This window comes from Microcoleus sp. B7-D4 (assembly GCF_036705125.1).
In the GTDB taxonomy this organism is placed as follows: domain Bacteria; phylum Cyanobacteriota; class Cyanobacteriia; order Cyanobacteriales; family Microcoleaceae; genus Microcoleus.
The window spans coordinates 30676-57431 of sequence record NZ_JAUBTT010000006.1 but is presented as its reverse complement, the minus strand read 5'-3'; the positions used below and the strand labels follow the sequence as shown (position 1 = coordinate 57431).

Annotated in this window: 22 protein-coding genes; 8 read left to right on the top strand and 14 right to left on the bottom strand. The window is 43.5% G+C overall.

Annotated features, from left to right (window positions below):
* Positions 1 to 69: 69 nt before the first annotated feature.
* The 7 genes from QUB12_RS03645 to QUB12_RS03615 all read right to left on the bottom strand — a co-directional run bounded on the left by QUB12_RS03645 (position 70) and on the right by QUB12_RS03615 (position 10069).
* Entirely contained in the window at positions 70 to 1182 is a 1113-nt protein-coding gene (locus QUB12_RS03645; protein ID WP_333144618.1) for a DegT/DnrJ/EryC1/StrS family aminotransferase, read from the bottom strand.
* 72 nt (positions 1183 to 1254) lie between these two features.
* Positions 1255 to 1668 (bottom strand): sugar 3,4-ketoisomerase, encoded by a 414-nt coding sequence (locus tag QUB12_RS03640; protein ID WP_333144619.1) that lies wholly within the window; start codon positions 1666 to 1668, stop codon positions 1255 to 1257.
* Positions 1658 to 2308 (bottom strand): HAD hydrolase-like protein, encoded by a 651-nt coding sequence (locus tag QUB12_RS03635; protein WP_333144620.1) that lies wholly within the window; start codon positions 2306 to 2308, stop codon positions 1658 to 1660. Before QUB12_RS03635 ends, QUB12_RS03640 begins: the two co-directional genes overlap by 11 nt.
* Positions 2305 to 3021 (bottom strand): class I SAM-dependent methyltransferase, encoded by a 717-nt coding sequence (locus tag QUB12_RS03630; protein ID WP_333144621.1) that lies wholly within the window; start codon positions 3019 to 3021, stop codon positions 2305 to 2307. The genes QUB12_RS03635 and QUB12_RS03630 overlap by 4 nt, the downstream gene beginning before the upstream one ends.
* Entirely contained in the window at positions 3018 to 3965 is a 948-nt protein-coding gene (locus QUB12_RS03625; RefSeq protein ID WP_333144622.1) for an NAD(P)-dependent oxidoreductase, read from the bottom strand. The genes QUB12_RS03630 and QUB12_RS03625 overlap by 4 nt, the downstream gene beginning before the upstream one ends.
* Positions 3953 to 5011: a hypothetical protein gene (locus QUB12_RS03620; protein ID WP_333144623.1), complete on the bottom strand. Its 1059-nt coding sequence runs from the start codon at positions 5009 to 5011 to the stop codon at positions 3953 to 3955. The genes QUB12_RS03625 and QUB12_RS03620 overlap by 13 nt, the downstream gene beginning before the upstream one ends.
* 57 nt (positions 5012 to 5068) lie before the next feature.
* Positions 5069 to 10069 carry a tetratricopeptide repeat protein gene (locus QUB12_RS03615; RefSeq protein ID WP_333144624.1) on the bottom strand — a complete coding sequence of 1667 codons (5001 nt, stop codon included), beginning with the start codon at positions 10067 to 10069 and terminating at the stop codon, positions 5069 to 5071.
* A gap of 144 nt (positions 10070 to 10213) precedes the next feature.
* Here QUB12_RS03615 and QUB12_RS03610 point away from each other — a divergent pair, with 144 nt between their 5' ends.
* The 7 genes from QUB12_RS03610 (at position 10214) to QUB12_RS03580 (ending at position 17238) form a co-directional block, all read left to right on the top strand.
* The gene (locus QUB12_RS03610) at positions 10214 to 10375 is read left to right on the top strand and encodes a hypothetical protein (protein ID WP_333144625.1); all 162 of its coding nucleotides are present in this window, start codon (positions 10214 to 10216) and stop codon (positions 10373 to 10375) included.
* Positions 10376 to 10517: 142 nt separating this feature from the next.
* Positions 10518 to 12467, top strand: a complete 1950-nt coding sequence (locus tag QUB12_RS03605; RefSeq protein ID WP_333305499.1) for a hypothetical protein — start codon at positions 10518 to 10520, stop codon at positions 12465 to 12467.
* 20 nt (positions 12468 to 12487) lie between these two features.
* Positions 12488 to 12979, top strand: coding sequence for a hypothetical protein (locus QUB12_RS03600; RefSeq protein WP_333144856.1), 492 nt, complete (start codon positions 12488 to 12490; stop codon positions 12977 to 12979).
* Positions 12960 to 13361 carry a hypothetical protein gene (locus tag QUB12_RS03595; protein ID WP_333144857.1) on the top strand — a complete coding sequence of 134 codons (402 nt, stop codon included), beginning with the start codon at positions 12960 to 12962 and terminating at the stop codon, positions 13359 to 13361. The genes QUB12_RS03600 and QUB12_RS03595 overlap by 20 nt, the downstream gene beginning before the upstream one ends.
* 56 nt (positions 13362 to 13417) lie before the next feature.
* Positions 13418 to 14674 (top strand): glycosyltransferase, encoded by a 1257-nt coding sequence (locus QUB12_RS03590; RefSeq protein WP_333144858.1) that lies wholly within the window; start codon positions 13418 to 13420, stop codon positions 14672 to 14674.
* 67 nt (positions 14675 to 14741) lie between these two features.
* Positions 14742 to 15995 carry a glycosyltransferase gene (locus tag QUB12_RS03585; RefSeq protein ID WP_333144859.1) on the top strand — a complete coding sequence of 418 codons (1254 nt, stop codon included), beginning with the start codon at positions 14742 to 14744 and terminating at the stop codon, positions 15993 to 15995.
* Positions 15996 to 16038: 43 nt separating this feature from the next.
* Complete coding sequence (locus tag QUB12_RS03580) at positions 16039 to 17238, top strand: glycosyltransferase (RefSeq protein ID WP_333144860.1); 1200 nt, start codon at positions 16039 to 16041, stop codon at positions 17236 to 17238.
* A 153-nt stretch (positions 17239 to 17391) separates the two neighbouring features.
* Here QUB12_RS03580 and QUB12_RS03575 read toward each other — a convergent pair whose 3' ends face one another.
* From QUB12_RS03575 to QUB12_RS03545, 7 genes are all read right to left on the bottom strand, one after another.
* Positions 17392 to 18315, bottom strand: a complete 924-nt coding sequence (locus QUB12_RS03575) for a DUF4214 domain-containing protein (protein WP_333144861.1) — start codon at positions 18313 to 18315, stop codon at positions 17392 to 17394.
* A gap of 95 nt (positions 18316 to 18410) precedes the next feature.
* A complete protein-coding gene (locus QUB12_RS03570; RefSeq protein WP_333144862.1) occupies positions 18411 to 21125 on the bottom strand; it encodes a tetratricopeptide repeat protein in 2715 nt (904 codons plus the stop codon).
* A 26-nt stretch (positions 21126 to 21151) separates the two neighbouring features.
* Positions 21152 to 21493, bottom strand: a complete 342-nt coding sequence (locus QUB12_RS03565) for a hypothetical protein (RefSeq protein ID WP_333144863.1) — start codon at positions 21491 to 21493, stop codon at positions 21152 to 21154.
* Positions 21494 to 21888: 395 nt separating this feature from the next.
* A complete protein-coding gene (locus tag QUB12_RS03560) occupies positions 21889 to 22491 on the bottom strand; it encodes a 50S ribosomal protein L25/general stress protein Ctc (protein ID WP_333144865.1) in 603 nt (200 codons plus the stop codon).
* Positions 22492 to 22683: 192 nt separating this feature from the next.
* Positions 22684 to 23052, bottom strand: coding sequence for a hypothetical protein (locus tag QUB12_RS03555; protein WP_333144866.1), 369 nt, complete (start codon positions 23050 to 23052; stop codon positions 22684 to 22686).
* Positions 23053 to 23089: 37 nt separating this feature from the next.
* Complete coding sequence (locus QUB12_RS03550) at positions 23090 to 23461, bottom strand: hypothetical protein (RefSeq protein ID WP_333144867.1); 372 nt, start codon at positions 23459 to 23461, stop codon at positions 23090 to 23092.
* Positions 23462 to 23760: 299 nt separating this feature from the next.
* Positions 23761 to 25101, bottom strand: a complete 1341-nt coding sequence (locus QUB12_RS03545) for an adenylosuccinate synthase (RefSeq protein WP_333144868.1) — start codon at positions 25099 to 25101, stop codon at positions 23761 to 23763.
* Positions 25102 to 25500: 399 nt separating this feature from the next.
* Between QUB12_RS03545 and QUB12_RS03540 the strand changes: the two genes are divergently transcribed.
* Positions 25501 to 26538, top strand: a complete 1038-nt coding sequence (locus QUB12_RS03540) for an adenosine deaminase (protein WP_333144869.1) — start codon at positions 25501 to 25503, stop codon at positions 26536 to 26538.
* Positions 26539 to 26756 lie beyond the last annotated feature (218 nt).

Genomic DNA, 26756 nt, shown 5'->3' with positions numbered 1-26756 from the left:
GAATGGGAGATTGTTTGGTGTTTATCACTGAGTTCAATGGTTCCTTGAGAAACGGGTCGCCAAACTCGATTAGTGAGATAAATTCACGAAGGAATGCATCTGTGAAATAACTGTATTAACACCCTCTTTTGATAAATGAGGCCCTATAGGAATACTGAGTACCTCCTTGGCTAACATTTCCGAGACTATTAAACTTCGGGATGGCCAATTTAGTTCAGCATAAGCTGACTGCAAGTGTGGTGGAATTGGATAATGAATTAAAGTGCCAATGCCTGCATTAGAAAAATGCTTTTGTAATGCGGTACGATCGAGATGACAGATAACGAATAAATGCCAAACAGGTTCAGCCCACTCTGGCACATAAGGCAATGTCAAACCCGGGCAACCGTCAAGAGCTTCAAGATAAAAACTAGCTATCAGCCGCCGCCGCTCATTCCATTCGTCTAGCTTGGCTAATTTGACTCGCAGCCAAGCTGCTTGCACATCATCCAACCGAGAGTTGAATCCTTTTTCTTCGTTGTGGTACTTAACCTTAGATCCATAGTTGCGGAGCATTTTTACTCGCTCTGCCACCCGATGGTTATTGGTTACAACTGCACCCCCATCTCCAAAAGCGCCCAAGTTCTTTCCGGGATAGAAGCTAAAACCCGCAGCATCTCCCAAACTGCCAGCCCGCCGACCTTTGTACCGCGCGCCGTGAGCTTGAGCAGCATCTTCAATCACTTTCAGCCCGTATCGTGCTGCGATTTGATTGATTGAATCCATGTCCGCAGGTTGGCCATAAAGATGCACTGGTAAAATTGCCTTGGTGCGTTCTGTAATCGCAATTTCGATGAGTGCTGGGTCAATGTTATAGGTATTTTTGTCAGGCTCGACGGGAACTGGTGTAGCTCCGGTATAGGAAACTGCCAGCCAGGTAGCAATGTAAGTATGAGCGGGTACGATAACTTCATCACCCGGACCAATATCGAGAGCTCTCAAGATTAAGTGTAAAGCTTCTAAACCATTACCAACTCCTATACAGTATTTCGCTTCGCAATATGCAGCAAACTCCACTTCAAATGCTTCTAATTCTTGCCCGAGCAGATACCAGCCAGAGTTCATTACTTGCTGGTAAGCAGTATCGAATTCTTCCTTTAGTTCGAGATAGGGTGCTTTTAGATCCAGAAAGGGAACAAGCATCGATCTTCGCTCCTTAGTTAAATATTTAAATTGAGTGGGTAATGAAATTTATTATTTGTTGTGAGGTCATATTCACTTCTTCTGATTTACAGCTTCAATAAAATCTTGATACTCACGGTAATAGTCGGACTCATCGTAGTAATCAGAGGCCAAAACCATGCAAACCGCTCCTGATGAGAAATTATCAAGATCTCGCCAGATCATAGGACAAACATATAAGCCGTAATAAGAACGGTTCATGTGATACTTCTTTTTTTCATGCCCATCATCTATTAGTAGGTCAAAACTCCCTGACATAGCAATAAATAGCTGTTGCAATTGCTTATGACCGTGACCCGCTCGTTCCGATCCCCCTGGAACATCATAAAGATAGTAAACCCGCTTTATATCAAAGGGAATATGTCTATTAGCCTCCACAAAAGTTAAGTTTCCTCTAGGATCGGAAATTTTGGGTAATTCAATGATGCGACATTGCTCAATTCCCATCTATACACCTCAAATTAATACTTACTAAGTCAGAACTTAAAAAATCAGGAGATAGCGATGCTAAGTATAATTCTGTGCGAAGACCGCAGGTAACTCCCCAGATGGGGCATCCCAGTAATCGGGCAGCTTCAACATCTACCTCTGTATCCCCAATCCAAATAGAATTTTCAGGAGATACCTGGGGAATTGCTTTTTTAACCTGTGCCACTTTGCCATTTGCTCCTAATTGATGATCGCACGGCAATACATAATCTAAAAGAGTATCTAACCCTAATTCAACCAGTTGAGCATGAAGCCGTTCTGGGTAGCGTCGCAGAGTGACCAAAATTAATTGAAGTCCCGAATTGCGCCATTGTTGTAATTTATCTATTATACCGGGTTGTGGCCGATCTAATGCTAGAAATTGTGGCTGTTCAATTAATTCCAGCCAAGCCTGTAAGAATGGTTCATAAATTGATTCAGCTCCAGAGGCAGCTAACTGTCCTCTGCGATTCACTTGCTCTCGCTTCATCTGCCAATAGCTTTCCAAACTAATTGGTGTATAGCCTTGTTCCCTCAAGATTTGACTATAACAGGCATAATGTCGAAATTTTCCCTCCAAAATGGGGCCGTCTAGGTCGAGAATAACGAATTGAATCATGGCCGTTCACAAACAGCATACAATTCCGCCGCATACTCTGGAAAATCCTTACCCAATTCATAAAAACCTTGAATCATCTCTTCGTTCCAGTTGTCCTGAATCTGCTGATTGGAAACGGGTTTGAAAAATACACCGCCCATTTCAGCAATACAAAGACCTGACGCCTCTAAGTCATGCCTAAATGTTTCAGGTGTGTACACTCGGCGATGCCCCAAGGCATGATCTCGTTCATTGAGTTCGCAAGGGTGTTTCAGCAGCCCCATTTTGACAGCTACAAGCCGATGAATAGAATTACCGTTTGGCACGCCTGCGAGAATTTTTCCTCCGGGAGCTAGCCACTGTTTGGCGCGTTGCAATAAAGCCACGGGTTCCTCTATATGTTCCAGTATATGTTCCATAACAATGGTATTGAATTGCTTATCGGGAGCAAAATCCTCGAATAGTGCGTGTACCTTTAACAAATTAGGAGCATCAGGAATATTTGCCAACAGGTCGCCGGAGCCTTCTACTGAGGTTAATCTGGCAAAGTCTTGTAACAATAATTGGGTCATTTCGCCTTCTGCTGGTCCGAGTTCTAATCCTTCTGGCCCTTGCAAGTGAGGTTTCAGACTTTGGTAGCGGAAGCCGATTAACCGCTTGTCAAAATCAAGCTGCTCCCGTAAATACCAATCTGATATTTGTTCAACTCTGGTTTGTTCATCAATATGGCTCATTGGCTATAACTCCGAAAATAATTAACTTCTTCTTTTAGTCCCTGTTCTAGGGAAATAAGTTTCCATTTTCCTAGAAGTTCCTGCATCTTTATACTGTCAAAACGCCAAGACTGTCCGTTTGGCTTATCCGCTAAATATTGAATACTCCCTGAAAAACCAGTAAGTTGGATGAGGGTTTCAGTGATACTGCGGATTGAGCTTGATCCTCCCCGCACTATGTTGACGGGGCCGAGTTCCTGAATCTCGGAAGTAGCAGCTCGTAAAGTTGCTTCAACTGCATCTTCCACATACAAGAAATCCCGCTCTGCACTCCCGTCCCCATACAAAATTGGAGCTTCATCTCGGAGCAATCGCTGTATAGTCTGCGGGATTAACTTCTTATAAGCTCCTTCGCCAGGACCGAATATATGACCGTAACGCAAAATAGCGCAACTGCAATCTCGCTGGCGAGCATAGGAGCGAATCAATAGTTCGCAAAATAGCTTTGAGACCCCATACAAACTACCAGGTTCAACTGGTGAGGATTCACTCAAAGCTACGCCATCAGGTAGTGGGGCATACACATCAAGGGTACTAGCGAAAACAATCCGTTGAGGCGGAGTTGGGAGACTTTCTAATAGGCTGCGGGTTCCTTGAAGGTTGTCTCGGTACACCTGTTCCACCGCATTAATGGCATCATTACTTTTGGGAGTAAATGCGCCCAGATGAAGTACCACATCAATTTTTTCTATGCCTGCTGCTTGCCATGTTTCTGGGGTCAGTTGGTCGAGAGCTGCTGCTACCGAAGTTATGCCATATTGACTTTGGGTCAAAGGTTTTCTGGTGAGAAGCACTAGATGAATAGCCGGATTCTGGGACAGACGACGCACTAGATGAGTGCCAATGAACCCAGTAGCACCAGTCACTAAAACTGTCTTTCCATCCAATAAATTCAAAGCTGGCATTGCTCCATTTTTTCCATTTCTTCAACAGTTGTCATCACAGGTTCCACATCCATACCCCTGATCCACACCAAGCCATTTGGTAGTGGATTAATTTTACGATCAAGAGTTGGGAATTTTTCCTCTAGAGCAATATTAGAGTAGATTTCTGGCATATTTAAGCCAGCTTTAGTAAAAAAGTAATGGGTGGTAAAGAATCGACCAATATTAATCTCCGTAGGATTAGGCAACCCTTGTTGGTCGTAGGTCATGTCTACCCCAAATATTCCGTGTGGCTTCGGGTCAATTGCTAAGATAGAATCTTGAGCCACTTGGTCTACAATCGTATCGGAACAGGTTTCCGCAACCCCTGTAATTCCAGTGACTCCAGAAAGTGTACGGTTGCCAAAGTTCCAACTTCTCCGTCGCCTGGTTTGTGCTACTACCAGTTCTCCCTCGTACCAAATGGATAGCCAAGTGATGCTCTGGGAGGTTAGGCACGCTGCTGCTGTACATTCACCCCAACCTTGAAAACGATCGATCCATAACTTGCCAAAATCAAAGTTATCGGTTGGGAGTGCCCAACGTCCCCCCCCTCCAGTAACGGCTCTCACCCAAACCTTCTGACCAAACTTTTCAAATGCCAATTTTAGGTCTTCTGGAGTATCGAGCAGGATAGTTTCAGGCACTTTAATCCCAGCTTGACTCCAAATTTGGTAGGATTTGTACTTATCTATACAGTTTTCCACAGTATCTGAGGTAGGCAGAAAAAGCTTGACTCCCAGTGCTTGAACTTGTTCTCGGAGGCGAGAGATAGCTTGCACCTCAAAATCATTTTGCAGGTGTAAGAAGTTTGGTTTAGTCTTCTGTAATAAACTCAGTATTGCTTGTGGATATTCAGGAGCTACTGCATAAGGAACCAGATACTTTTCTTCGGTATCTGCTAAGAATAAATCTGAAGGAATGCAAGACATACCGAGCAGATAGTCATTACGAGAAGATTCGCGTAATGAGCGGATAAAGTTGTTAGATGGAGCCCCACCTGAGCCTCCGATTAGAATCCTAGCCATTCAATTCTTCCTCATTCATCAGTAACCGAGCATAAAATCCTAAGTTAATTTTTTACCTCAGAGTTCTCTCCTCCTCTGCTCGACTCCAGCCAGGGTGAACAAGTGCTTTAGGGAATCGATCTCGATCAGATTATCTACATAACCATCTCCGGGATAAATCACTTGGCGCAAGTAAGGGCAGACAATACCTTCTGCTCCTATCAAATAGTAGTAGTCTAGACCAAGATGATGACTGATCATTCTGTAATTAGGACCTATGAAATAAGGGGAGAAAAGTTCTATTACTTTAGTTCCAGGGCTGCATAAAAATAAGTTAGCATTTCCGCCTCCATAACCTATTACAACTTTAGCATTAGCCATCAGCGGAGCTAGTTCAACTATAGACATGGTAGCAGGATCTATAGTCGTAAACCCGTACTCCTGCAAAACACCTAGCATTTCATTCTCATTAATTATTTTGCGGTACATAGCACTGCCCCGACTCAAATGTATTCGCTCTGGATGCTCGGATTTGGAATTATCAGCCCGGGGTAAAATTTTTTTCCTCAGAAAATCAACTATCCATTTAGTTGGATAGTTGACTATTCCTGCATAGGATGGAACAACTAACCTATCTGCTTTGATATGAGGATAAGTCAGAGAGTCTATAATTTTATGGGAGGGAATGCCTAAAACTTCCAGAGTTTCTTTGTGAGCGTTCAAAAAATACCCACTGACTAAAAATTTATCGATGCTGTCTATATCTATATCACTCAGCTCTAGCAGTCCAAATCTAGGTAGCATATCATACAGCCAATGGTAATAACTCTTACCTGCTGTATTCGCTGATAAAGCAGCTACTGTACCTTCAATATGGTAAGCAGGTATGTTGTGAGGATCTTGGAAGTCCGTAGTAAGTTCATTCAGTAGCTTGTTATCTGAAGTAATAGCTGCTGTAGTAGTATCCCAGGCAGAATACCGTCCCTGCGGCACTATGACAACAAAGGTTTTTGGAGATTCAAATTGATTGGGAAGAACTACTCTAGGATCTAAATCTTCATGTATAGTTCTCGGTGGATTAGGAAACTCTACTATGTGAGGTGGGTGTATTTCTATATAGTTACTAACTTGTATACTTGAAGTAACAGCCCAGTCTTTTACTGAGTTAATTATGTCTTGAATAGGTGGATGAATTTGCCGTTTTTGGAGATAGGTATCTGCTTCTTCTGACAAACCCACTTTTTGCATAAGCTGGGCTATTTCTAGCTTCTCTGTGTAAGGTAAGGGGATATTTAAGCTAATTAACTCTTTGAGAATAAAGTTTGCGTCTTCTGGCTTGCCTTGTGCTATGAGGCAATTGACCAAGGACATATAGGCATGATGGTGTACCGGGGGATTTTTTATAGCACTTTTGTAACAGCTAATTGCTAACTCTAAATTATTTATTTGGCAATAAGAATGACCAAGATGGATATAGTAATCTGAGTTTTTTGGATCTAGAACGAGAGCTTTATGAAAAAAACTAATGGCTAAATCTACATTATTAGTTTGAGAATATATATGTGCGATTGCGCTATATATTTCTTTTTTTACAAGATTAGTTTGAAGTGATTTTTGAAAATAATCAAGAGCGTTATCTAGCTGATGACTAGATAAAAGTGCTTGTCCTATTTCTGAGTAAACTTCTCCCTGTTTTGAAGAGTCAGGTTGTAACAAAATTGCTTTTTGATACATTTCTATGGCTTCCCCAAACCTAGCTCTGATTGCTAAAAATTTTCCTAGACAAGTGTATATTTCTGACGAATCTGGATTGGTTAGTATTGACTTAAAAAAACTCGACCTTAAAGCGGATTGCTCATCTATTTCATTTTGCGTGCCCCTATCTTCTATCAAACGGCTGTAAGCGATCGCGATTTCTGGTTTGAGGATAATTGCTTTGTGGTAGGCTGCGCTCGCCTCTTCCCAAAGCCCTTGTTTTGCAAAAAAGCTTCCTGTATGCCAGTGCAATTCCTCAAAAGATAGTGACATTGCTGTGGATAAACAAAAGCCCCACCTCAACTGAAATTCCTGGGAACAGCAGATGTTCGCAAGTATTTGCTGCCGTGTCAGCGATCGGGTAACTTCCAGAAATTCTGCAATTCCTTCATCCTGTAGAGAGCGTTTCAGATAAGTACAGAAAGATTCTTGCACAAAAGCTGCATCTGTGAGGTGATTTGTTGTTTGCAAAAATAATTTTTCCTGGGGTGGGAATTGCTTCATCTGAAGCAACTTAGCCAAGAGTTTTCCCAGAGAGTTATCATTTGACATCAAAGATGGATCGAGTTCCATAGCTTTGCGGTATGAGAAGATAGCTTCTTCCTGATGATCCTGTTTTTCAAGAACTTCCCCTAATTCATAGTGAATTAATGCTTCTTTTGGGTTAAGCTCGATCGCTCTCTGACAAGCAGCGATCGCTTTTTCCCATTCCTCTAGTTTTACGAATGCCTTGCCTAAGCGCCACCAAAGTTCCCAATTATCTGGTTCAATTGTCAGTAGATTGCAATAGGCTTGCACCGCATCTGGATTTAGCTCAATAGCTCGACGATAAGAAGCGATCGCCCCTTCCCAATCCAATTGAGTTCGCTGTTGCAGCACTTCCCCCAGTTTATATTGAATCCAATCCGCCTCTGGCTCAAGCTCACTGGCACGGCGATAAGTCGCGATCGCCTCATCTAGCTGATCCAATTTTTCTAAACTTTTTCCTAATTCCACATAAGAACCAAAATACTCAGGATTTAATTGACAAGCCTGACGGTAATTTTTAATCGACCCTTCCCAATATCCTTGTTCAGTTATTTTTTTTCCTAACTCTAAACAATCTTCAAAAGGTTTTGATATTTCTTCTCCTGAATGGTGTTTTTTTTCAGCTAAGAACTCCTCTAAATTTTTCTGCCTTATATATTCAAAGTAAGCTTGAATATTCATGTCTCGTTTGTTACCGGAATCTTGGTCCGAATTAATTGATTGATTTGGTTGTAGCCGATAAAGCAACGCTAATTCGATAGAATTAATTGCAAAGTTATTGCCCATAGAATAAAATCTCACTTGTAATTCTTGGGCATTCGTTAGTTCCAAATAAAATTCAATCTGAGTATCTTGGATATCTACCTTCTCGTCCCAAGCTACGCTGTTACCATGATCGGTGACTATATCAAATTTAAAGCCAAAAATCTGATGATTATGTGTTTCTTTCACCTCTCTGGTATCCATTTCAACATCTATCTTGACTCGATAAATCCCGTCAGGCACATTAATATAAGGACCGAAAGAAACTAATTGACCTTCTTCTGAACAACTCACCAACTGATAGCCATCCTTATTTTGAATCAGTTGCCCCGAGCGATTACACAGTTGTTGTGGAGAAATTTTAAAATAATCTACAGGTGGTAATTCCGATAAAAAGCTTCTTTTTTTCCCTATTTCGGGATTTAATTGCATTGCCCTACACCACAGATTAACGGCTATATCCAAATTTTGTTTATATATATATAATGCTAATTCTAAATGCAAATCTGCATGAGCCAGCGCCATTTGCGTCATTTTTGGCTTTAAAAAGTGTCTATATTGACGGATATTATTTTTTAGATAATCTGGTATATCTTTACCTTCAACATCTCTGACATCGTAATAGTATTTACCCAGAGACTCTTCATCATTGGTCGGTCTTGCTACATCATAATTTATCAAAGGAATTCCTTTTTCTTTAGAATTATCTCCCTCTGCATGAGCAAAACTCTGCACTTTGTACCTTCTTGTTTTGGTGCCTCCAAAATAAGTTAAATGCCAACCCCCCTTCTCAATGTAAGGGTGTTGAAATCCTTCCTTTCTAATATCTGCTGCTTTCCAATTTGGACTCCAAAAACCTTCGTCCGACCTCCTAACTTGGGTTGCAGTTCTAATTTTAAAATCTTTGTATTTACACGCTACTGTACCACACCACCAATTACTCTTAAAATCATCTAAGTGATAATGATACATATCATGGGTAAAGATGACAAACTTATGATTTGAAAGCAGCTCGATAGCATCTCCTATTTTTTCTTTTTTCGGGATTTCATCTAAATCACTTATCAATATAATATCTTCATCGTCACAATGTATAACTCTCAAAGGTCGAATGATACAATCCCTCTGGTGAATTTCCAGAGGCCACCTGTCGCCATCGATCACTTCTGGCATATCATCGACAACATAATGAATAATTTTGTCCTGATATTCAGCAAATTCATGAATAAAATCTTGGTAATATAGAGGCTTAGGATTGCCACTAAAGGTTTTAGTGGCTTCTACTAAAATAAACTTATCGACAACATCCTTTAATTCCTCTATTCTAATTTTAAGAAGATCTATTTCATTAAAAAAAGTAAAACAATCATAAATCCGAGGGCGTTTTTGATTAGCTTGCATATTATGGGGATTTAGCTTAAAAGCCTTGTAGTAACAGAGGCTTGCCTCGTTTGTGTTTCCTTGGGCTGCTAGTGCTTCTGCTAAGTTATAGTAAGATCCTTCATCGGGATTTAGCTCAATCGCTCGGCGATAAGAAGCGATCGCCCCTTCCAAATCCAACTGAGTTCGCTGTTGTAGCAGTTCCCCCAGTCTATACTGAATCCAATCTGCATTTGGTTCAAGTTCACTGGCACGGCGGTAAGCAGCGATCGCCTCATCCAACTGACCCAACTTCACCAAACTCTGCCCTAAGCCACAGTAAGTCCCGAAATGTTCGGCATTGAGTTCAATGGCCCTGCGGAAAGCAACAACCGCTTCCTCCCACTGTTGCTGTCGATCTAAAGCATCCCCCAAGTGATGATAAGACCAAGAAAAATCCGGGTTGAGTTCTATCGCGTGCCGATAAGCTGCGATCGCTTCCTCAAATTGACCAAGTTTTGCTAGAGCTTCCCCTAAATTGTGGTGTGACCAAGAGTGGTCAGGATTTAGCTCAATGGCACGGTGGTAGGCGGCGATCGCCTCCTCCATATTCCCTTCCTCTAGAAATCGATCGCCCTCGTCCAAATAATCAACGGCAGTTTTTTTGGCTTCCATCTTGAGTTACTGTCAATCGTGCTAAGCTGATGAGCAACTTCAGGTTACACTAAGTTGTGTACCTTTGACAAGATGTAATCTTAATGACCTGACCTTAGTGTAAACTGTGGTGGAATCCCGGACTATTGAGAGGCGATGTATTTGATGTTGCAGCACAAACAGCCAGAGGGCTGGGTAAGTGCAACAGGTGAAAATCATTCCTTACCACAAATTGCGGGGACATTGCTTGATGAGAGATTAAACCTGACGGAACATATAGCGACGCAAGCCAGTCCTAACAGACTAACGGAAATGCGGGTAATATAAGCTGCGCTTGGGGATCATTTATGCGAAAATCCGGTTGACTTGCCGATGAGTCGAAGGGAATCGGTAGCAGTATCAATTGCGTCAATTCACAAAACTCTCAAATCCGACTAAATTTAATGTAGAAAAGACCGGAGAATCCACAATGCAAGAATGGAAAAGAACGTTTTCTTTTAATAAAACAAAACTTTATTACAACCGGATAAAATTTAACAACCCTACCGAAAGAGCTGTAGAGATACCTATTGCTTTTAACTTTTTGGCCGCTCTCCAAAAACCAGCAAGCATACTTGAAGTTGGAAATGTACTCTCTCATTATGAAAATCATTTGAGTGAAACGCTTGGTATAACATCAAGACGAATTGTAGATAAATTTGAAGTAGAAGTAGGGGTAGATAATGAAGACTTAATGAACCTGCCGTCCGAAGACAAATACGACGCGATTGTCTCACTTTCTACAGTCGAACACATTGGACAAAAAGGAGATCCTTCGGGTGGATATGGAGAGCAGGAAGAAAACCGCGATCGTGAAGGTCCCTTAAAAGCAATTGCTAAGATATACGACCTACTTGCTCCTGATGGCAAAGCCTTGATTACCGTTCCTTTTGGAAAACTTATAGACGGGGAATGGTATATTCAGTTTAGTAAAGAGTATTTATATCTGTTAGGGAAAAAATATGGAATTCCTCAAGAGGCTGTCTCAGTTAATTGTTTAAAGCTAATAGACCGAGAAACAACTGACCGTGGTTTTAACGTGCTTTGGGAAGAGTTAGATGCTCTTGAACTGAGTTATGTGGAATACGGCTCGCCTTTTTCTCAAGCAAATGCGATCGCCGTTATCGAGCTTTCCAAGCTTTCAAGTGACTTTCACTTGAAATTAAATGTCGAGCCGAGTCCTCTGTTATACAATATGCCCTATGAGACGCGGGCAGAATTCCAGCAAAACAAGGCTCTCCTACAGCAAACTCAAAGTGAATTGGCAGAATTTCAGTTGCAATTGCAACTGAGTCAGAGCGAATTGGAACAATCCCAAGCAATCCAGCAGCAGACTCAGAGTGGATTAGAACAATCCCAGTTACAACTCCATCAGACTCAGAGTGAATTAGAACAATCCCAGTTACAACTCCATCAGACTCAGAGTGAATTAGAACAATCGCAAGCAATCCAGCACCAGACTCAGAGTGAATTGGAACAATCGCAAGCAATCCAGCACCAGACTCAGAGTGAATTGGAACAATCCCAGTTACAACTCCACCAGACTCAGAGTGAATTGGAACAATCCCAAGCAATCCAGCACCAGACTCAGAGTGAATTGGAACAATTCCAGTTACAACTGCATCAGACTCAGAGCGAATTGGAACAATCCCAAGCAATCCAGCAGCAGACTCAGAGCGAATTGGAACAATCCCAAGCAATCCAGCATCAGACTCAGAGCGAATTGGAACAATCCCAGTTACAACTGCATCAGACTCAGAGTGAATTAGAACAATCCCAGTTACAACTGCATCAGACTCAGAGTGAATTGGAACAATCCCAGTTACAACTCCATCAAACTCAGAGTGAATTGGAACAATCCCAAGCAATCCAGCATCAAACTCAGAGCGAATTGGAACAATCCCAAGCAATCCAGCACCAGACTCAGAGGGAATTGGAACAATCCCAGTTACAACTCCATCAGACTCAGAGTGAATTGGAACAATCCCAGTTACAACTGCACGAGACTCAGAGTGAATTGGAACAATCCCAGTTACAACTGCACGCGACTCAGAGTGAATTGGAAAGATTAAAGTTTTCGCAAGCTAGGGTTAGAGAAACTGAGGTCAAAAGTCAGATGCAGTACAAAGACTTATTGTGGGAGGGGTGGTACGCTTATTGCAAAGGTGATAGGGCGGGGATGGCTAACTTTCTTAAAGAATCCTTGAAGTGCACGCCTTTTTCAACAACAGAAACAGTTTTGAACTGGTTAGAAAATTTTGCTTGCTTTTCATCAGAAAAAGGAGATATCCTCGATACCAATACCTTAGTTAACTCAGCAGAATGGAAAGAATTGATGCGTCGTAGCATTAATGGCAAAACTGCGCTAACCATCCATTAGTAAGAGATTGCAAGGAAGCTATGATTACAAACTCGGGTTTCAGTATTGAGAAAACTACCATTAAGCATCAGCCATTGATTGTCAATGACGAGCCAAACTTAACCAATCCAGTCTCGCAAATGGCCACCGAGGCCCAGTGTCGATCGGATGCCTTCTACTATTGGTGTGAGGAAACTCGTCTGCCGCACGAGCCAATATTTCATCGAAAACTGTGGGAGTACGCCTATATTCTCCAGTGTCTGTCTGAGGCGGGCATGATGTCACCAGGCAGGCGCGGACTAGGTTTTGGTGTCGGCCAGGAACCGTTAGTAGCTGTAATGGCTGCGCGAGGCAGCGAAGTGGTGGCCACAGACCTAGATTCAGAGGAAGCCACTAAGCAGGGATGGGCAGGTACCGGTCAATATGCAGCCACGCTAGAGGCACTTAACGATCGCGCGCGGCATCTGCCCCCCCGAACGCTTCGCATCCAAGGTGAGTTACCGCGTGGCAGATATGAACAAGATAGATCCTGATTTGGTCGGCTTCGATTTTGTCTATTCGTCTTGCGCTTTCGAGCACGTCGGCTCGATCGAACTGGGGCTGCAATTCGTCAAAAACAGCCTGAAGTGTCTGCGTCCGGGGGGAATAGCAGTACACACCACCGAATTCAATGTTTTTTCTAATGACGCGACGATCGACCACCAACAGACTGTACTGTTTCGACGGCAGGACATCGACAGACTCGCAGCAGAGTTGACAAGCCAAGGACACGAAATAGTCCTCAACTACAACACCGGAAGTGGGCCGTTCGATCGTCACATAGACGTACCGCCCTGGTCGGGGATACATTTAAAGCTTCATTTGGAACAATATGTCACAACATCCTTGGGGTTGCTCATTAAAAAGGCTTCATAGATTAAATCGTTTTTCACTCATATTCAGACATTTCTACTCAGCCAAAACCAAGACCAATGTTAAATCATCAACTAAATAATTCTTTGGGTGTAAATTTAGCCGGTCATATAACCGGTGATTTTGGGCTAGCAGAAGCCGCTAGAGGAAATCTCCGAGCCCTAGAAGCAGCCAGAATTCCCTTTGCGGTTAAGGATCTGAAAATAGATTGGTTACCCAACTCCGATACCAGCTACAAAAAATTTTCCGACGACAATCCATATCCAATCAATATAATCCAAACCAACCCTAATTGGGTTGAGCAGATTTTAGCCGGATACTTTCCCGGCATTGGTTCTGAATATTTCAAAGGCAAATACAATATAGGTGTGTGGTTATGGGAATTGCCAGTATTTCCTAGTGAATGGCAGTGGGCATTTGATTTATTTGATGAAATCTGGACTACCAGTAATTTTTGTGCAGAAGCATTTGCGGCTGTGTCCCAAGTTCCTGTACTCAAAATTCCTGTTAGCCTCGCCTTTCCGCAACCTCTATTAACAAGAGAAAACCTAAACTTACCCAAAGATAAGTTTATTTTTCTTTTCATGTTTGACTTTGGCAGTTCCTTTGAACGGAAAAATCCCTTTGCCACCGTTGAGGCATTTAAACGAGCTTTTGGTAAATCTAATCCAGATGTTTTACTCGTTCTCAAGTTTGCCAATGCTCATCTTTTTCCGCAACGGCGGCAGGAACTAATTGATTTAGCTGAGGGTTGGTCATCTCTTCAGTTTATAGACGGACATTTGAAAAAAGAAGAGATTCACGGCTTGGTTAATAGTTGTGACTGTTATGTGTCTCTGCATCGGGCTGAAGGATTCGGTTTAACAATGTCGGAAGCGATGTACTACGGCAAGCCAGTAATAGCCACCGCCTATTCATCTAATATGGAATTTATGAATGTTGGCAATAGTTTTCCGGTTAAATACGAACTGGTGACAACAACTGAAGATTATGGAGCTTACCCCAAAGGCAGTGTCTGGGCGGAACCAGATATCGATCATGCTGCGTCTCTCATGCAGTTTGTATTTGAGAATTATCAGGAAGCTCAGAAAACAGGAAAAATAGCAGCCAAGGAAATCAGGTCTTTATTAAATCCTCAAGCTGTAGGTATAAAAATAAAAAATCGCCTTGAATTTATCAGGGGACATCTAAATCATACCCAGTTGTCAAATCGGTTCCATGAACTTCAGACAGAAAGAGATCTATTGGCTCGTCAAGCCCAAGCTTGGAGGCAGACAGCATTACAAGTACAGAAAGAGTTAGCAAAATACTCTTAATTTCAACGAAAATAGCCCTGAATTCTCAAGCCTTTATTCTAGATATTTCTTAAGTAAAAGATGAACCATGTTAAATCAAACAATAGATTCTAATTTCGGCATCAATTTTATCGGACACCTGAGCGGTGAATATGGTCTGGGAGAAGGTTCGAGGGCCACTCTCAGAGCGATCGAAGCTGCTGGCGTTCCCTATGCACTCAAGGATATTAAGGTAGATTGGCATAGAAATTTAGATAACAGCTACACAAGTTTTTCCGAGCAAAATCCCTATCCCATTAACCTGATTCACACTCTACCAGAACCCGTTGTTTTCAACATGGTTGATCGCGAATGCTTTAAAGGTCGATACAATATTGGCTTCTGGGCTTGGGAACTGCCCATATTTCCCCCAGGATGGCTGTACGCTTTTTCTTTATTTGACGAGATATGGACTTATAGCAATTACTGCGCTGAAGCTATCGCGCCCGTATCCCCCGTCCCTGTGATTAAGATGATGTCCAGCCTTGAATTTCCCGAACCGTCCTTTGAGAGAGAAGCATTAGGATTACCCCAAGACAAATTTATTTTTTTGTTCATGTTTGACTTCCACAGTACCATAGGCCGCAAAAATCCCTTTGCTACTTTGGAGGCATTTAAGCGAGCTTTTGCTCAATCTAATGAAGATGTATTACTGGTACTCAAGTTTTCTAATGGCAGCTTTTTCCCCAAAGAGCGAGACCAACTCAAAGCGCAAGCTGAGGGCTGGCCAGTTCACTTTATAGATGGGCATTTAAAGAGAGAAGAACTTCATGCTTTAGTTGCCAATTGCGACTGCTATGTTTCCCTGCACCGGGCCGAAGGTTTTGGTTTGACAATGGCGGAAGCGATGTACTACGGCAAACCCGTAATCGCGACTGGCTACTCATCGAATATGGAATTTATGAATGTCGGCAATAGTTTTCCAGTAAAATATGACATAGTGACGCTGGCAGAAGATTATGGGCCTTACTTTAAAGGCAATTACTGGGCCGATCCCCATATAGATCATGCAGCATCATTAATGCAGTATGTTGTTGACAATCCCCAAGAAGCCCAGCAAGTAGGAGCAAGAGCAGCTCAAGAAATCAAGTCTTTACTGAGTCCTCAACTTCTAGGCACGAAAATCAAAAATCGATTGGAAATCATTAAAAACAGGATGAACCAATCTACAAACTGGTCAACTCGCATCCATCAGATGCAGCAAGAGACGGCTTTTGCCCAGTCCCAAACCCAAGTTTGGCGGCAGACAACACAGCAAGTTCAATCTGAACTAGCGCAACACCACAGGCTTACTAAGACTTAAAAAGTTTAATTTACTGTAGATATTTGTTATTAGGAGTTCAATCATGTTCAATAACACAAATTTTAAGTTGGGAGTTAATATTATCGGTCATGTGAGTGGCGAGTTTGGTTTGGGCGGGGGTGTGCGAGGGACTATCAGAGCGATAGAAGCAGCTAACATTCCTTTTACAATCAAGGATCTGAAAGAAGATTCACAACGCAACTTAGATTCTACATACACCAATTTTTCCAGCGATCATTCTTATCCCATTAATATCGTCCATACCAACCCGCACGAGTCCTTGTTGAATTGTATCGATCCTGAATATTTTAAGGATCGCTATAATATTGGTTTTTGGATTTGGGAACTTCCGGTATTTCCTGATTTTTTCATGGGAGCTTTTAATCGATTTGATGAGGTGTGGACTTACAGTAATTACACTGCTGAGACGATTTCCGATGTCTCGCCTCTTCCCGTTGTCAAATTACCACCTAGCATTTATTTACCGCCCAACGAATTGGGCCGAGAAGCTTTAGGATTACCCAAAGAAAAATTTATTTTTCTGTTCATGTTCGATATGGGTAGCGGTTTTGAGCGAAAAAATCCTTTTGCTACCATTGAGGCGTTTAAAAAAGCTTTTGGGAAGTCTAATGAAGATGTTTTACTGATTATTAAGGTTAGACCTCATCCTTATTATCAAAATCAGTACGATCAACTAAAGGCAATGACAGAAGACTGGCCATCTATTCAACTTATCGAAGGGCATTTGAGCAAGGAAGAGGTTCATGGGTTAGTAGATAATTGTAACTGCTATGTATCGCTACATCGGGCTGAGGGTTTTGGCTTGACTATGGCAGAGGCAATGTATTACGGCAAGCCAGTCATAGCTACGGCTTATTCATCCAATACCGATTTTATGAATGTCGGCAATAGTTTTTTGGTCAAGTACCATCTAGTGGCAACGACTGAAGCTTATGGACTTTACCCACAAGGTAGTATCTGGGCTGAGCCGGATATCGAGCATACAGTGGAGCTGATGCAGTATGTCTTTCAAAATTATCCGCAAGCACAGCAAGTAGGAGTGAGAGGAGCTAAGGAGATTAGGTCTTTATTGAGTCCAGAGGTTATCGGTCAAAAAATTAGACATCGCCTGGAATATATTACCAGGACAATAGAAGAAAAAAGCTGGTATGAATCCCAAGCTCAAGCTTGGAAACAAGCGGCTTTGGAAGCTCAAAGAGAATTAGAGCGCTCAAGGTTTTAACGCAATACGGTTCAGACAAAATAGGGCTACACTTACAGCGTATCCCAGGTTGATGAAGTGCAGCTTGAGACACGGCTGCTCCCCGTGTCCCTACCGGGATAGATCGGATCTGCACTGTACTTCATAAACCTGGAATTTTCTGTATCAACAACCCTAACAATCTTCTGCTCGCATACAGCAAATGTAGAAACAATAGGATTTATCGGGATTATCATTTATGAGTTGACTGTTCATAAATTCATGGTTAAAATGTTCCATGCTAGATTTTTCAATGGCTGTTGATAAATCGATAATTCCCTTGGTTTCAATGATTTTGAAGTTATGTTTCTCTAAGAGTTTGCATAAATCTTCCCAATAATACTCTATTTTGTGTTCGGGATGGATATATGTATCAGGGCATTGTAGCTTGGTGGCTCGCCTATTTGGGGTATCTAGTGCTAGCTTCCCACCTGGCTTTAATAATTTGTATGCTCGATCGAAAACTGCTTCAGCCTCTTCAGGGGTTATGTGTTCTATAGATTCTCCAGACCAAATCAAGTCAAAAAAGTTTTCCTCAAATGAATCTAAATCATTCATACTGCCATAGACATATTCAATTTCACAACCTTGGTGGTTAATGTGTTTTGGCCACTCCGGCCCGGGAAACATCATTTGGTCAGGATGAAAGTCTAATATATAGAGCTTTTCCGGTAGATTAGAATAGCCTAGTTGCAATAAAGCACCTTTTTGATCAGAGGCCGAATAACCTCCCAAATCTAAAACAACTTTAGCCGGTGGAAGTAGTGTTTTCACCATTTTCATTCTGCCACTGTGAAGTCTATGAAGAGTTTGGTTTCCCTCTCCTCCACCTGGAAGGCGTCTTTGAAATTCCTCTGACTCAACCATTTTTTTGATGACATCAGCTCGACTCAAACCACCCTTGATATCGTTTAACCAAGCTTCTAGCCCATCCGGGTCTGCTTCACGATCGAAGATGACCCAATAAGCCATCCACAGAAAACTTTTGTCGCTTTTAGTGTGAGTGGATAAAGTCTTTTGGATACTTGATTCTAAACGCTGGGTTTCTTCAGGGGTCATGAATGCTCCTTCAATAACGATGGGATTGTTTTCTGGAAAATAGTATTTCTGATGTTAGGTTAACCTACGAAATACATGGCAAATTAGAGGGTAAATTAGAAAATTTTTGGTTCTAACTCTAAGGCGTGACGGTAACAAGAACTCGCTTCATCAATTTGCCCTTTCTTCGTTAGAACTTCCCCTAAATTATAGTGGAACCAAGAGAAATCAGGCTTAAGCTCTATGGCGCGGCGGTAACAAGCGATCGCTCCCTCCACATCTCCTTGATGTCGCAGCATATCCCCTAAATTGTTGTGGATATACGGATCATCAGGTTTTAACTCGAGCGCGCGGCGGTAACAGTTCATCGCTTCCTCCCGCTGACCTTTTGCACTCAAAGCATCGCCTAACAATTGGTAAGGTTTATACTCATTTGGTTGAACCTCAATAGCGTAGCGGTAACAAGCCATCGCCCGCTCTTTATCATTCTTTTGCGCGAAAATCAACCCCAACTGCAAGTGCGCCTCACCGCATTCGGGATTTACTTGCAACGCCATCTGATAAAAGACGATCGCCCCATCCGACCAATTCTTCCGCACCAAAGCATTAGCCAACTCAACATAAAGGTCAGCATCATTCGGCGCAATCTCCAGCGCCTTGTGATACAACTGCACGTCATCAGGATTCCCCTGAATCGCCTTTCTGTACAAACGCATCGCATCCCGCAAATCCCACTGCGATCGCATCCTCAAAGCATCAGCCAACTTTTGCGAAAGCCACGGCAAATCAGCCTGAATCTCCGCAGCACGGCGGTAAGCGGCGATCGACTCATCCCACCGTTCCAACTTCTCAAAAGCCGTTCCCATGTTGTAATAAGTCCACGGAAAATCAGGATTTAACTCGGCCGCGCGTCGGTAAACATCGATCGCTTCCTCCCACCTTTCCATTTCTAGCAGCACGTCCCCCAATTTGCTCTGCGACCAGAAGAAATTCGGATTAACTTCGTTAGCACGCCGGTACGCAACAACCGCCTCATCCCACCGTTCCAAATTCACCAGCGCTTCGGCTAAATTGTTGTGCGCCCAAAAATGGTCAGGATTGAGTTCGATCGACCTTTGGTAAGCCGAAATTGCCTCCTCCCACCTTCCCAGTTTAATCAGCGCGTCTGCTAAATAGTTGTGCGACCAACTGAAATCAGGATTTAACTCTGTTGCTTTCCGGTAAGACTCTACAGCTTCTTCCCACCGTTCCAGCTTCAGCAACACATCGGCTAAATTGTTGTGAGACCAGCTAAAATCAGGATTTAATTCGATCGCCTTGCGGTAAGCATTTACAGCTTCCTCCCAGCGTTCCAACTTGACCAGCGACTCAGCTAAATTGTTGTGCGACCAAGAAAGATCGGGATTGTTTCTAATGGCATTAGTGTAAGCATCTACCGCCGCTTCCCACTGTTCTTGCCCCTTAAGAATTTCGCCTAATTCGTGATAAGCTGCGCCCGCATTTGGATTCAACTCAACCGCGCGCCGGTAACACTCAATTCCCTTATCTACCTTACCTTGCTCGATCAAAGTTTTGGCTAAATTCTCGTGTTCCTCAGCCGTGCCGGATTTGGGGTCTATCGCAAAAGCCCGATACCAAGCCTCAGCCGCCTCCTCCGACTTGCCTAACTGCGTCAAAAGTTTCGCAAAATTGCGGAAAGCACCTGCAAAATCCGGTTTCAGCGCGATCGCCTTTTCGTAAGCAGAAACCGCTTGCTGCCACTGTTCCTGCTGCGCGCAAATGCTGCCGTAATTAGCGTAAGCTTCGGCAAAATTAGGGTTAATTTCTATTGCTTTGACATAGCAACTTTTAGCTTCCTCAATTTTGCCGCCAGCTTGCAGGGCGTTGCCCAGCATTTTGTAAAGCGGCGCTTCCGGCTTAATTTGTAGCGCCTTCTTGCAAGCTGCGATCGCCTGTTCCAATTTACCCTGAGCAAAATAGCCTTCTGCCAATATTTTGTATGCTTCTGGATCTTCTATATTAATTGTAGAATTAACTGCCTGCTGAACTGGCGGCTTAACTGCCTGCTGCACTGCCTGCTGCACTGGTGGCTTGACTGCGGTTACAGAAGGCTGTTGCTTAACTGCACCGTTTGTTCCATTTGCACCCGCCAAAGTTTCCTGTCCCTCGCTGCCGTTTCTCGCATTAGCTGCGTTCAGTTCAATAGCTTTGCGATAATATGCTGTCGCTTCCTCTAACTTGCCTTGTTTTTTGAGCGCTTCGCCCAAATTTTGGTAAGCAGTAGCCACATTAGGATTTAATTTTATGGCGCGATCGTAACAGGCGATCGCTTCGGGGAATTTTTCCTGCCGAAAAAAAGCGTCGCCCATATTCAAGTGTTCCCCCGGCGCTACTTTTTCCGGTTCCAAACTAAATGCTTGATACCAGCACTGCTGGGCTTCTTCCGCTTTTCCAATTTGTCCGAATACTTTGGCTAAATTCCGGTACACTCCCGCGAAATTCGGCTTAATCGCGATCGCCTTTTGATAAAATCCGATCGCCTCCTGCCATTTTTGCTGCTGCGCGCCCAGGCTGCCCAAATTCGCATATACTTCCGCAAAATTCGGTTCTATTTCAATCGCTTTAGCGTACCAGTGCCGCGCCTCTTCCATCCTGCCTTGAGCTTGCAGCGCGTTGCCCAAAGTCTTGTAAGCTGGTGCAAAATTGGGGTGAATCTTCAAAGCTTGCTCGCAGGAGGCGATCGCTTCTTCTATTTTTCCTTGGGATAAGTATGTTTCTCCCTGTTGGTTAAATTGAACCGCTGTTGATTCTGTATTCACTGTTGATGGCATATGGGCGGCGGCTCCAGAGGCAGGAATTAAATAGGGTAGTCAAAACGTTTCACAATTATACTCGCGTTTGACACTAAGAGTAGCGGGCTTGTTCCCCCAATTCTTAATTTTTTTGACTCTCGGTGCTGGCGAGGAACCGGAATTGTCGGCTGATTTTTTGATTTTACGGCTAAATATGTAAGAATCAGTACGGTTTCTGGCGGATTTGCGCGCCAGTCCAGACTTTTGTAGCTAAAGAGTCGATCGCCCGTGTTGTAAAGAAAAGTAAACACTGCCGGTTCTTGCTTGTAACTCACATCTTGCACCATTCTCAAGAACGGGCAAGATGCCCGTTCCACAAGAGATGAATTTTCTTGTGGAACAGGCATCTTGCCTGTTCCTAAACGGGCAAGATGCCCGTTCCACAAGAGATGAATTTTCTTGTGGAACAGGCATCTTGCCTGTTCCACAAGAAATTGAGAATAGTGCAACATCTCAGTTGTAAGATGCTTTCTTGTGGACGGGGCAAGGGAGATTGCACCCTTTTCTATAGGCTTTTTAGCGCCGGGCTAGGAGCCCAACCCCTACTCCCCACAAGAAAGTCATTCACTATTTGTGGAACAGGCATCTTGCCTGTTCATAAAAGGCTAATTGACAATGGTGCAAGATGTGCGATCGAACCCAAATTAGAATAGCCTTTTTAGCAAAAAACGATCGCCCTTTTGGGAGAAAGCGATCGCCCTTTTTTTGCAACCATTAGTTAACAACTATTAGCAATTACTAATTAAGCTGCTGCTGCGTCTGCTTCTGCGTCTTCGGCTTCAGAACCTGCTTGAATTCCCAGCACGCTAACAACCACCTGATCTGGTTCGCCGAGAGCTACCACTCCTGCAGGCAAAACTAATTCGTGAATGTGCAGCGCATCCCCAACCTTTAAATGAGAAATATCTACTTCAATTGCTTCAGGAATGCTGTCAGGTTTGCACTTAACTGCGAGTTGCGTCAGTACAGTATCCAAAATGCCGCCTTCTAACTTGACGCCGACGGGTTCGCCGACAAAATTCAGCGACACTTCAACTTCCAGACTGTCTTGAGTTGCGACGGAGAAAAAGCTCAGGTGGTAAGGATAGCCCTTCCAAGGATGAACTTGAACTTCCCGGAGCAAGGTTTTTCCGCTCCAAGAGAGGTCGGGAATGCTGAGGTCAATTAGGGTATTGTTGACTACGTGCTTTTTGAGCAGGTGTTCAACTGTTTTGGCTTTGATGGTAAGGGAAATGGATTCAGAGCCTTTGTGCCCGTAGAGGACGGCGGGAATCAATCCAGAGCGGCGGAGGGCGTTAGGTTTGCTGCCTTCTGCCCGCTTTTGACATTCTACTGCGAGTTCCATTTTCTGACTTTCTGTTGATTGTTTTCACATTTTACCAGAATTGTGATATTGCGATCGAACATTAATCAGACTCAGGTCAACGGTCACACTTTAACTAGCTTGTATGGTGCGTCAGTATTGAGTTTATGACAAAAAATTTAGGTCTTATCAACTGACGCACCCTACGAATTGAACCAGTTGCGTAAGTCCCGATTAAATTCGCTGAAGGTATTGATAATTTTCGTTTTCCACACACTTCAGCAATTCCAGCATTTTTCTGAGACGGTACGTTCCTGATTGATACTCTTCTTTTGAAGGGTAATCACCAAGCTTAGTAAGAACTGCATCGCTTTCACTGATGATTGCTTCGCTGAAAATTTTCTTGAACTGCTGGCGAATATCTTGATTTAATTCAACTAGAGGCAGAATTACATTTTCTTCATCTAGGTAAATTTGGGTTTCGACTGATTCGCCACCTATTTTTGAAAATGCTGATTTTGCTAACCATTCGTAAGTAGCTGCTGTTATTCTTACACTATCGGACGGTTCACCATTTGCTGAATAAAAACTGATGTCAAACATTGGGATTACTCCTGCTACTAAACATCGAGAAACTCGTTCAAACGACTCGCTGAAGATACTGATAATCTTCGTTTTCAACACATTTTAGCAAGTCCAGCAATTTCCTCAAACGGTAGGTTGCTGTTTGATACTCTTCTTTGAGAGGGGAATCTCCCAGCTTGGTGAGGACGGTATCGCTTTCGCAGATAATTGCATCTCGGAAAAAATTTCTGAGCTTCTGGCGAATATCTCGATCTAACTCAACTACAGGTAGCTTCTCCTCTTCTTCATGTATCAAAATATTTCTGGGAACTGATTTGCCAATTTTGGAAAATTCTGATTTTGCCAACCACTCGTAAACCTCTTCAGACATTTCGACATAGTGTGGTGACAGTTCGGTTTTGAAGGCATAAAAAATAAAATCTAACATTAGCTTTCCTCTTGACCTTCCTGATTTAACAACTTACTTTCGGGAAAATATTACAAGTCATTAGTGTCAACTTAAGGCTAAAATCTTTGATAAATCTCACTTTTATTGTAGTCTAGATCCCCCTCGCATACCCCCTACTCCCCATTAATAAGGGGACTAGGGGTTGACTTTGAGAAGAGTCTTGTCCCCCCCTTCGTAGGGGCGGTGCCCCCGTGCCCGCCCTTGGCGCCGGGGGGATCTAGATTTAATAGTCAAACAGCAGTCTCTGACTGGGTTTGACGTTAAGTTTAGACCAATGATTACGAGTGTGCTGCTACAGGCGTACCGTCAGCAGAGAGCAAAGCGCGTTTCGGGCCGTGAATCGGGTCTTCTACAATAATAGTTTGGTCGCGGCTGGCACCGAGAGAAACGATCGCGATCGGCACTTCCATCAAGTCTGCCAAAAACTTCAGATAATTCAAAGCTTGCTGCGGCAAATCTTCCAAATTCCGGCACTCTTCCGTAGACTGTTTCCAACCGGGAAGGGTTTCGTAAATAGGTTGGCACCGAGCAAAGATTCGGGAACTTTTCGGGAAATCAACACATTTTTCGCCGTCAATTTCGTAAGCAACGCAAACTTTTATTTCTTCTAATTCATCCAACACATCTAGTTTGGTAATTGCCAGACAGTCAAGGCCGTTGATGCGGACTGCGTAGCGGCCGATTACCGCGTCGAACCAACCGCAGCGACGTTTGCGGCCGGTTGTCGTGCCGAATTCTGCACCCCGATCGCCCAAAATTGCGCCAATTCCATCTACCATTTCGGTAGGGAAGGGGCCTTCGCCGACGCGGGTTGTATAAGCTTTTGCTACACCAATTACGCGATCGATCGCTGTTGGGCCGACTCCGGTTCCCACACAAGCACCGCCAGCGATGGGATTGCTGGAAGTAACGTAAGGATAAGTACCGTGGTCTAAGTCTAATAAAGTGCCTTGCGCGCCTTCAAACAGAATATTTTTCCGCTTGTAAATTCCCTCATAAATCTTCAGGGAACTATCAACTACGTGCGGCCGCAAACGTTCCGCATAAACTCGATATTCATCAATTACGTCTTGCGGATTTAAAGGCGGCAAATTGTAGAGTTTTTCAAGAAGGACATTTTTACAATTAATCGTCCATTCCAATTGTTCTTGCAACCCATCCAAGTCCATTAAATCGAGCATCCGAATGCCGGTACGTTCCGACTTGTCGGCGTAAGTAGGGCCGATGCCGCGTCCCGTCGTCCCGATTTTATAATTTCCCCGCTGCGTTTCCGATGCTACATCAATTAATCGATGATAGGGCATCGTTACGTGAGCCGTCTCCGAAATCATCAGGGAGGCTGTCGAAATATTCAGTGCCTCTAGCTGATCTAACTCTGCAATTAAAACTTTAGGGTCGATGACCGTGCCGCAGCCGATAATACACTCTTTATCAGGGTAGAGAATCCCAGACGGAATTAAGTGCAGCTTGAAAGTCTGACCGTTGACTACCACGGTGTGACCCGCGTTGACGCCCCCTTGGTAGCGGACAACGATATCTGCGGATTTGCTGAGCAAATCGGTAATTTTGCCTTTTCCTTCATCGCCCCACTGGGCGCCGATTACAACTACGTTAGCCAAGGGTTTCTCGCGTTCTGTTCAGGTTGACACAATCTCCGATTATGTACGAATGCGTCCGAAATGTCAAATAAATTTTTGTTACAATTGAGAGACTTGAGGCTGTATTGCTCTCAAAAACCAACTTCCAGCCCTATCGGGGGACTGGGAAGGGAGAGTAGGAGAGGGGAAGAATGGGTGAGGATTTGACGAGTTTTTAGGGGAATCCCATGTGCAGCTTAAATGTGGAAGAGTTTACCGGCTGGAGGTTGTTGGCTAGTATTTGGGAAAACCCGGTTTCTGACCACTGATGCGTATAGGACTAAATTACAAATTCTTCAATCCTTCAATTCTTCAATCCTTCAATTCTTCAATCCTTCAATTCTTTCAATCTAAAATCTAAAATCTAAAATCTAAAATCGCATGACTTTACACGCTGAGTTGCACCGCCATCTGGGTGGTTCTGTCGTTCCTAGGGTGCTGTGGCGGTATTTCGATCGCCACAATGCTGAGATGGTTAATCGATTTCCGAAATACTCGGAGTTTGAGGAGTTTTACACTCGTCCGCGCAATACTCTCAATGAGTATTTGGAACTGCACACGCTGGTAGAAAGCGTTCAAACTGTTGAGACGTTGCCTTATTTCATCTATCGGTTGATGCGGGGCGCTTACGTGTTTGAAAATCTGGCTTATTTGGAGTTGCGCTATACGCCTTATTTGCGGACTCCAGAACATTTGAATCAGTCAGAACGCATTGATTTGATGGCAGAAATTGTACAGGTTGTGGGCAAGGCAAGTCAAATTAGCGATTGTCCGATTGTTACCAGCCAAATTTTGTGTATGCACTCGCGTTTGCCTTATGAAGTGAATCGGGCGATCGTAGATTTGGCGGCCGGGATGGGAGAATATGTTTGTGCGATCGATCTTGCTGGCGGCGATGATTGTATAGGCGATCGTTTGGATGAGTTTGTCGGATTGTACCAGTACGCGAGGTCGATCGGCATCAAAACTACCGGCCACCTCTACGAAACTACCTCTGGCTGTTATCCCGAACTTCTGCCTTATCTGATGCGTATCGGCCACGGGATTCAAATTCCGTTAAAATATCCCGAACTGCTGCCAGAAGTCGCGCGCAGGGGTCAATGCTTGGAGGTTTGCCCAACTACCTATCTCAAAACGGGGACGTTGCAGGATATGCGCGAATTGAAGGTTGTGTTCGATCGATGTTTTGAAGCTGGTGTCGATATTGCCATTTGTACCGACAACGCGGGATTGCACAACGTGCGATTGCCTTTCGAGTACGAGAATTTGTTAACTTTGGATATCATTGATTTTCGGCAATTGCAAGCGTGTCAAGATGCAGCTTTCCGCCATGCTTTCGCCTGGCCCTACGGGGAGCGGCCTGTGAAAATGCTGACCGGTTTGTTGCAGCATGAGTCTGTCGGTGCGATCGTGAATTAAGATGCGATCGTGAATTAAGATGAGACGGCGGTTGAAACCGTGTCTACACAAAGGAAGTCCGCCTCCGCGGACTGAAGAAAATAAGGTAATTTCAACCGCCCTCCGATCTTCAACCCGCGTCGGCGGGTTTTGTTTGTATAGACGCGGTTTCAACCGCCGTTTGATCGGAACCGTATTGAGTTATATTTGGGAAGCAGAAGCATCAATATAAAAGGATA